Here is a 4007-nt window from a genome sequence, read left to right on the forward strand (position 1 = left end):
TTAAAAAGGGTGGAGTGGCTGTGTGGGTGGTGGGCGATAAAATCAAAAATGGCAACAAGAGCCTCACCAGCTTTAGGCACGCCCTTTACTTTCAAGAGATTGGGTTTAATGTGCATGATGTGATGATTTATGCCAAGAAAAACACCCCCTTCATGCGATCCAACGCCTACACAAACAGCTACGAATACATGTTCGTCTTTTCTAAGGGCAAACCCAAGACTTTTAACCCCCTTAAGGAGGCGACTGCAAGGCATGGGGGAGCGAGCAAAGAAGCGCTAAGGAGGATGCGCGCTTTAACATAGGCGTTACGGGGGCAGGGGATGGGCAGATGATGTTTTTACTCAACATGCTAAGCAAGATGAAGGACACCCCCCAGGGCTCTAGGATTGCTTGCGTGCACAATGGCAGTCCGCTTTTTAATGAAGATGGCGGGCAGGTGGCGATCCGAAGCCACATCATTAAAAATGATTTTTTAGAAGCACTGATTGCCCTGCCTACCGATTTGTTTTACAACACCGGCATCCCCACTTTTATTTGGATTTTGAGTAACCGCAAACCCACCCACAAACAAGGTAAAGTCCAGCTCATAGACGCGACTAGCCTTTATGCGCCCATGGCTAAATCTCTAGGTCAAAAACGCAACCGCCTAAACCCAGAGCACATCAACCACATTGTAAAACTTTTCTTAGAGTGGCCTAAAGACCCGCATAGCGTGATCTTAGATAAGGAGGACTTAGGTTATTTAAAATTTAGCCTTCTGTCTTTAAAACCTAGCGCCGCTCTTTTAGAGGAGCAAGGCTTTCATGATCTAGAGAACAAAGAGGAGATTTTAAAAAAACTGCAGGAATTAGAGCGCGCCCCTAAAAAGCTAGAGCCCCTTTATCAGGGGCATAAAGAGTTTTTAGACAGCCTAGGGCTGCCTATGCCTAAGATAAAGGGCAAAAAAACAAGCAAAAGTGCCTTTAATGTTCTTTTTGACAAACAAGAAGAGAAAATCTGCCTAAAAGAGGACATCAAGAGCTATTTTTTTAAAAATATTTGGCCGCATACCCCCTTAAGCTTTATGCAAGAGAACACTAAAAAAGAGGGCTATGAGATTTTATTTAACCAGTTTTTTAAGAGCACATCTAAGGGATTGAGCACCAAGGCATTAAAGGTAGAAATTTGCGCCCTAGAGATAGAAATCAGCACCCTTTTAGAGGACATCTTTAAGGCAATGCCTTGGAGGGCTTAGAGCATTTGCCAGCGGGGTGGGGGGTTAAGAGATTATATGATGTGGCTTTTCAACCCAAAGATAGGATAAGGATAAGCCACCTCACTCCAAAAAATTATGTGGGTGTGGATAATTTGTTGCAAAATGGGCAAGGCAAGAGAGAAGCGACCTTTATCCCAAAAGGCAACGCTAAAACAAGTGGCTATGCCCAAAACGATATTTTAATCGGCAACATACGCCCCTATCTCAAAAAGATTTGGCTAGCGGACACAGAGGGGGGGACAAATGGCGATGTAGTCGTTTTGCGTGTGAGAAATGCGGGCGTTGTCGCTCCAAGATTTTTATACTATGTCTTAAGGCGTGATGCATTTTTTGATTATATGATGCGCTTTATCAAGGGGGTAAAAATGCCAAGAGGCGATAAAAAAGCCATATTGAATTTTACAATCCCCCTCCCCCCCTTAAAAGAACAACACGCCATCGCCGCGTTTTTAGACGACAAGACTTCTAAATTAGATCGTCTCATCACTAAAAAATCTTGCCTGCTGCAAAGCCTTAAAGCTTATAAACACGCCTTGATTAGCGAAGTGGCCACTAAAGGACTAGCTGCCACCCCCACCAAACAGAGCGGCTTAGACTGGCTGGGGGAAATTCCAACAGGGTGGGAGCTTAGGCGGCTTGGGGATTTGTTTTACATAAGAAATGGCTACACCCCCTCCACAACAAACCCCGAATTTTGGCAAGGGGGCAATATCCCTTGGTTTAGAATGGAGGACATACGCAAAAATGGACGGATTTTAAACGACTCGATTAGACACATCACCCCTTTAGGTGTGAGGGGTGCGCTTTTCAAGGCGGGGAGCATCATTTTAGCGACCACAGCCACCATTGGCGAGCACGCCTTGATTAAGGTAGATTTTGTCGGAAACCAGCAGTTTAGCATTTTAACCCTGAAAGAAAGCTTTAAAAACGCCCTAGATTTAAAATTTGCCTTTTACTTTTTCTTTGTGGTGGGCGATTGGTGCTTGCAATGCACGAGGGGCACGACTTTTGCCAGCGTGGATATAACAAGGCTAAAAAACCTTTTTATCCCCCTCCCCCCACTGCCCGAACAACACGCCATCGCCGCGTTTTTAGATGAAAAAACCCAAAAGTTAGATCGTCTCATGGCTAAATTACAAACCCAAATAAAAGCCCTTAAAGCCTATAAAAGCGCGCTCATCAGCGAAGCCGTGCTAGGCCAAATCCCTTTAAAGGACAGGCTTTGAAACAACACCAAGAAAAAGACCTTGAAGCCCTTATAGAGGGGCATTTACTGCTTGGCTAGCCTAGCACCACCAATCCCATCCCCACCGCTAAATTGACACCCATGCCCACGAGCAGTAAGGGGTAGGTGCGTTTGATGATTTCAATAGGGGCGGCTTTAGCAAAACCAGCTAGGGCTAAAATCCCCCCGGCAATGGGTGAGCTGGCCCGCCCTAAACAAGAGGCGATCTCTAGGGGCAGGACTAAGTTGATGGGCTCGATGCCCATTTTAGTGGCGATCTCAGGGGCCAAACGCCCAAAGGCGTTAAAGGCGGCGATCCCACTGCCCATCACCATCGAAAAGCCATAGACCATGAACGCTAAAAGAGCCATCACAAGCCCCACCACCCACAACCCCTCCTGCCCCTGCAGGCTCCCCAAGCTTTGGGTTAAAAGCATAATCCCGCCTAGACTCTTAAGACCCGTGGCAAAGACACTTGCGGCGATAATAATGCTCACCACACTCACAAAAATATCCCCCATCGCCCGCAAAATCGCCACCATCCCCTCTCCAAGCCTTTTTGCATCTTTGTGGCGGATAAACTCTACACCAAAGACCGCCGCGATGCTGATGAAATTCGCGCTCACCACATCCAATTTGACCCCCATAAAATACCCCCCAAAGAGCAACACTACAGGAAACCACGGGAACAAAATATAAAACCCCGGGCATGGGGGGTTGGCAATTTCTAGCTGCTCGGCTTGATCGCACAAGAGATTTTTAAGCCTGTCGCGTCTATCCACCCACGCAAAGTAAAAGGGGATCAATAGGGCGATGGTGGCGGTGTAGGAAAGCACAATCCAAACTTGATAGCGCAAGAAAAGCCCTACGATGTTGTCCTTTTGGGCCACCATGTCCGCCATGTTGATCGTGTTGCCATCTTTAGGGCCATAATCTAGGGCGATGAGCGAGAGCACGCACACGGCACTGATGGGGCGGATTTTGAGCGCAAGCAAGACGGGATAAATGCACGCACAAAGCAAGAGCAAAAGTCCCGTGTAGCTAGAGATCACAATTTTTAAGCCCATGCCCACCACAAAAGTCCCGCTTAAGACTAAATATTTGTTGCTAATTTTGCTAAGGGGGCGGTTACTTAGGTAGGCGAGTTTGGCAGAGGCGTGGATGTGTTTCATGTAGGCGGCAAAGCCGGCCACACTCATGATGATGAGGCCCACCCCGCTAAGCTGCTTTTTAAAGGTGAAGGCGATGAAGGCAAAGGCGTTTAAGAGGAGTTGGCCGAAGTTGTGCGCGGGTGGGGTGTGGGGGATGGGCGCACCTGTGAGGTAATGCCCCACCACCAAGAGCACCAAACCTGCATACAAGAACACAAAGATCGGGTGGTGCTTTTGCAGGATGTAGTAAAAAGTAATCCCCACCGCTAAAAGTGTCGCCCCAATCATTGTGAGCATGTTTGGCCTTTTTTGTTTAAGTTTAGTGCATTTGGGGGTGAGAATGGTAAATTGGGGGGATGTGGTCAACTTTTTATCA

At 47.3% G+C, this 4007-nt stretch carries 4 protein-coding genes; 3 read left to right on the forward strand and 1 reads right to left on the reverse strand.

Features of this window, described 5'->3' with window-relative positions:
- The 3 genes from AOG36_RS07695 to AOG36_RS08730 form a co-directional block, all read left to right on the forward strand.
- On the forward strand, positions 1–302 hold a 302-nt coding region (locus AOG36_RS07695), incomplete at its 5' end, for a DNA methyltransferase (RefSeq protein ID WP_238374892.1).
- Positions 299–1234, forward strand: coding sequence for an HsdM family class I SAM-dependent methyltransferase (locus AOG36_RS07700; protein ID WP_231850738.1), 936 nt, complete (start codon positions 299–301; stop codon positions 1232–1234). The genes AOG36_RS07695 and AOG36_RS07700, both read left to right, overlap by 4 nt.
- A gap of 5 nt (positions 1235–1239) precedes the next feature.
- Positions 1240–2481, forward strand: coding sequence for a restriction endonuclease subunit S (locus AOG36_RS08730; protein WP_370696104.1), 1242 nt, complete (start codon positions 1240–1242; stop codon positions 2479–2481).
- Positions 2482–2536: 55 nt separating this feature from the next.
- On the opposite strand, the gene dcuC is transcribed toward AOG36_RS08730, so the two are convergent.
- Positions 2537–3928 carry a C4-dicarboxylate transporter DcuC gene (dcuC, locus tag AOG36_RS07710; RefSeq protein ID WP_053825824.1) on the reverse strand — a complete coding sequence of 464 codons (1392 nt, stop codon included), beginning with the start codon at positions 3926–3928 and terminating at the stop codon, positions 2537–2539.
- Positions 3929–4007: the final 79 nt, after the last annotated feature.

The organism is Helicobacter heilmannii, assembly GCF_001283065.1.
In the GTDB taxonomy this organism is placed as follows: Bacteria; Campylobacterota; Campylobacteria; order Campylobacterales; family Helicobacteraceae; genus Helicobacter; species Helicobacter heilmannii.

What these genes read in the sequence shown, in the direction of transcription:
- dcuC (WP_053825824.1), bottom strand. Translation starts at nt 3,928, where the DNA reads ATGCTCACAATGATTGGGGCGACACTTTTAGCGGTGGGGATTACTTTT.